Source organism: Mycobacterium helveticum, from assembly GCF_007714205.1.
GTDB classification, from domain to species: domain Bacteria; phylum Actinomycetota; class Actinomycetes; order Mycobacteriales; family Mycobacteriaceae; genus Mycobacterium; species Mycobacterium helveticum.
In genome coordinates this window covers 1-3,212 of sequence record NZ_VMQU01000239.1, presented here as the reverse complement: position 1 = coordinate 3,212, position 3,212 = coordinate 1, and the positions used below count along the sequence as shown (strand labels likewise).

General features: G+C 61.5%; 4 protein-coding genes. 2 read left to right on the top strand and 2 right to left on the bottom strand.

The annotated features are described in order from the left end of the window. Positions 1 to 358: 358 nt before the first annotated feature. Both FPZ47_RS27050 and FPZ47_RS27045 read right to left on the bottom strand, forming a co-directional pair. On the bottom strand, positions 359 to 667 hold the full coding sequence (locus tag FPZ47_RS27050) for a helix-turn-helix domain-containing protein (protein WP_144957293.1): 309 nt from the start codon (positions 665 to 667) through the stop codon (positions 359 to 361). Next, positions 664 to 1,077, bottom strand: a complete 414-nt coding sequence (locus FPZ47_RS27045) for a type II toxin-antitoxin system RelE/ParE family toxin (RefSeq protein ID WP_144957291.1) — start codon at positions 1,075 to 1,077, stop codon at positions 664 to 666. The genes FPZ47_RS27050 and FPZ47_RS27045 overlap by 4 nt, the downstream gene beginning before the upstream one ends. A gap of 677 nt (positions 1,078 to 1,754) precedes the next feature. Between FPZ47_RS27045 and FPZ47_RS27040 the strand changes: the two genes are divergently transcribed. Both FPZ47_RS27040 and FPZ47_RS27035 read left to right on the top strand, forming a co-directional pair. After that, complete coding sequence (locus tag FPZ47_RS27040; RefSeq protein WP_144957287.1) at positions 1,755 to 2,423, top strand: nucleotidyltransferase domain-containing protein; 669 nt, start codon at positions 1,755 to 1,757, stop codon at positions 2,421 to 2,423. Continuing rightward, on the top strand, positions 2,423 to 2,821 hold the full coding sequence (locus FPZ47_RS27035) for an intracellular growth attenuator family protein (RefSeq protein ID WP_144957284.1): 399 nt from the start codon (positions 2,423 to 2,425) through the stop codon (positions 2,819 to 2,821). The genes FPZ47_RS27040 and FPZ47_RS27035 overlap by 1 nt, the downstream gene beginning before the upstream one ends. The last annotated feature ends 391 nt before the right edge of the window (positions 2,822 to 3,212 follow it).

Below are 3,212 nucleotides of genomic sequence, written 5' to 3'. Positions count from 1 at the left end.
AGAAGCCCTCGACTGCGCCTGCGGCCTCTACCTCGGCGACCCCACCGCCTGGCAACAACCCCCGACGAATTAACGGGTCAGACCACTAAGTGATCGCCGTACGTTCCTCGGAGGCGCCAGGTTTTGGGCGCATTTTTGATGCGACCGGTTGCGAGTACGTGGGTGGACGCATCAGGTGGAAGCCGTGAGCAAGCCATGTCGGGAAGCTCTGGAGGCGATGGCCAATCGCACGGGGTGGGTACTTCATCCGGCCACCAGCGGGTGCTTCAACCTGGCTTTGACTTGGTGTCCTTCCGGCTGCGCGGGCCGACTCAAACGCAGAATCATATCGTCGGAATTCCCGCGTTAGCGGACCCAATTAGAGACTCAGTAAGACGCGAGATCCGTCTGGGCGCTTCACCGCAACCTCCAGCTCGCCACCGGTAGCCTCCACGTACTTACGGAGTGTGTCGACCCGGCTGGTGCCCAGGTCGCCGTGCTCCATTTGCGAAACGCGGTTCTGCCCGACACCGATGGCTGCGGCGAGCGCGGTCTGGGTGTAACCGGCATCTTCCCGCAATTCTCGAAGACGGTACTGCGCAACCTCGCGATCCATCTCTTCCTTGACTGCGTCGATGCGGGCACGGTTGCCCGGACGGCGACGGCGAAGATCATCGAGCGTGGTCATCGTTTCTTCCCCTTTCTTGTCTTCGGCTTGGCGACTGTGACTGTGGCTGCGGCCGCCTGCTTCATCTTCTGTTGGTTTTCGGTGAATAGGCGGTCGGCGATGGGAACGTTCGTCGCGTACCACTTCGTCCAGTTCCCTGCTTTGTCTCCGGCGACGAGCATGATCGCTCGGGACTGGATGTCTGAGGCGAAGAGCACCCGGATGTGGGCTCCACCCTTGGTGGGGCGAGGTCGGAGTTCCTTCATGTTCGGGTGCGCCGATCCTTCGAGGGTGTCCACAAATGGCCGGCGCGTAACCGGTCCGTATTCCTCCAACTGCTCCAGCGCCGCGATCAGGTGGTCGTACTCCTCGTCGTCGAGGCTGTCGATCCATGTTTCAATGAGGGTTAGATCAACCTCCCACTTCCGCACGTCGGCGATTCTATCAGCTAGAACTGATATCAGCTAGAAATGATTCCCGCACTCTGTTAGGCGCGGTTGCGGGGACCACTTTGGGACCGCACGTCATGCGCGATGCTGAACGACCTGCGCGTCAGTGAACGTCATGCCTCGCTTCTTGACGCCGGAAACCGCCGGCGAGCTGCGTGTATGCGCTATCGCTGCTTCCTGGGGGTCAAGTGGTCGCAGGTTCAAATCCTGTCAGCCCGACAACACAGAAACCTTGGTTTACCAGCGTTGATGCTGTTTCTGGCAAGCCTTCGCTGAGTTCTGCTTGAGGGCCATCTTGGGACCACAGACGGTTTCGAAAGCAGCTCTCGGGCTCCATAGTGGACTGCCGATCGGGGTGAAAACAACGTTGTGCGACAGTCGGGCTGTCGCGGCCTGGGGTCAAACAAATCTGCCGTGAACTGGACAAATGAGGCGTGTGGTCGATGTACGAAGTCCGATGAAGACCTCCTTGTCGACGTCGATTGTTGGCTCCGACTTGACCGCTGGTCAAGGGGTTCAAGCCGTCATTCTGAGGCGCGCCTCGTAGCTACCACAACCATCCGGCCCGAGGGTGCGTCTACGTCTATAATATTCTGCGCACCAGAATGCAACTATAGTTGTGTTACTCTAACTTTAGTTCGAGCGCGGAGGAACTGAAGATGCAGTTGAATAAGCCGTTCGCCACGGTGACGCCAACGTTGGACGGCGATGTCCTAGGCGTCCTCGCAAGCGCTGATGTCACGTTCACGATCTCTCAGATCCAGCGCATCCTCACCACGGTGTCGGGCGAAGGCATCCGCAAGGTCCTCACCCGCCTCACCGCCCAGGGCGTAGTGCTACACGATCAGGTAGGAAGGACAAACACCTATCGGCTCAACACCGAACATCTTGCAGCCGAGCCGATTATGGCGCTCTCCCGGCTGAGCTCCATTTTCTTGGAGCGCATCGAGGCCCACTTGGAGGGCTGGGGCAAGGACCTGAAGTACGCCGCGGTGTTCGGGTCCGCTGCTACCGGCCGGATGACCCTGGACAGCGACATTGACCTGTTTCTGGTGCGCGCCTGCGCGCCCGAACTCGATGGTCACGACGAGAGTCCAGACCTGTGGGAGCAGCAGCTGACCGAGCTCGCCCGACTAGTCACCGCGTGGACCGGCAACGACGCCCGTGTCGTCGAGTACACCGAACACGATCTCGACGCCGCGGCCTCCGCCGGTGAACCCCTGCTTCGTGACGTGGCCAAGCAGGGCCTGACCGTCGCTGGGACACGGGCCTGGTTCAACACGCAGTTGCGGCCGATTGGTAATTCTCCGGCAGCGAGGAGGTCCTGATGGCGGGACAACGCGACTGCGACGCCGTGGTCACCGCGGGGCGCATGTCCAAGGCGAACGAGTTCTTCGCCGCGGCTGATCATCTGGGAGAGGAGATGCCCAACGCCGCCGGCGATCTATATGTCGACGCCGGCATTGCCGCCTCGGACGTGATCTGCTGCGTCCGCCTCGGTGCGTACTCGAACACCGGCAACCATAACGAGGCCGTCGCTCTGCTGAAGCGGGCGGACAGCGGATCCGAACGGCACCTGAACACGCTGTTGAACTTGAAGAACAAGGCTGCCTATACGCATCAGGACCTGACCTCAGCGGAGTTGAAGAAGATGAACCGCGCGGCGGAGCACCTGGTCGAGTCGGCCAGGCGAGTACTGGCTTCCGGGTCCGCACAGGCGGAGTGAGGACCGCGTCCGGGAGGCCGATCCCGGAGACGAAGGAGACGCCGGCCTTCTGTTATGTCGTCGCCGACCTCACGTCGACGATGGTGGAAAGGTGCAAGTACGCAAGCCTTCGGCCGACCCACTGTTGCCGGGCATTCAGGGTGACCACGTTGGAGTGGGGGTACCGGCGCTCAGGGTGAGGACGTTTCGGCCGGATCGATGCGGCGGCATGGTGATGATGTCGGGATGTTCCCCGGGCCATCGCGATCTGAGCTCGTGTCGGTGGCCATCACGGTGCCGGAGGCCCGCGCCGAGGTGATCGGCTGGCGCAGCGTCGGGGCGTGTCATTCCATCTGTGTAAGTCCGGGGTGGTCCATCATCGGACCGCCGTTGGGCGGAGCAGAAGGAGTGT

Bases quoted from the DNA above. Each gene is read 5' to 3' on its own strand.
- FPZ47_RS27040 (WP_144957287.1), top strand. From the start codon at position 1,755: ATGCAGTTGAATAAGCCGTTCGCCACGGTGACGCCAACGTTGGACGGC.
- FPZ47_RS27050 (WP_144957293.1), bottom strand. From the start codon at position 667: ATGACCACGCTCGATGATCTTCGCCGTCGCCGTCCGGGCAACCGTGCC.
- FPZ47_RS27035 (WP_144957284.1), top strand. From the start codon at position 2,423: ATGGCGGGACAACGCGACTGCGACGCCGTGGTCACCGCGGGGCGCATG.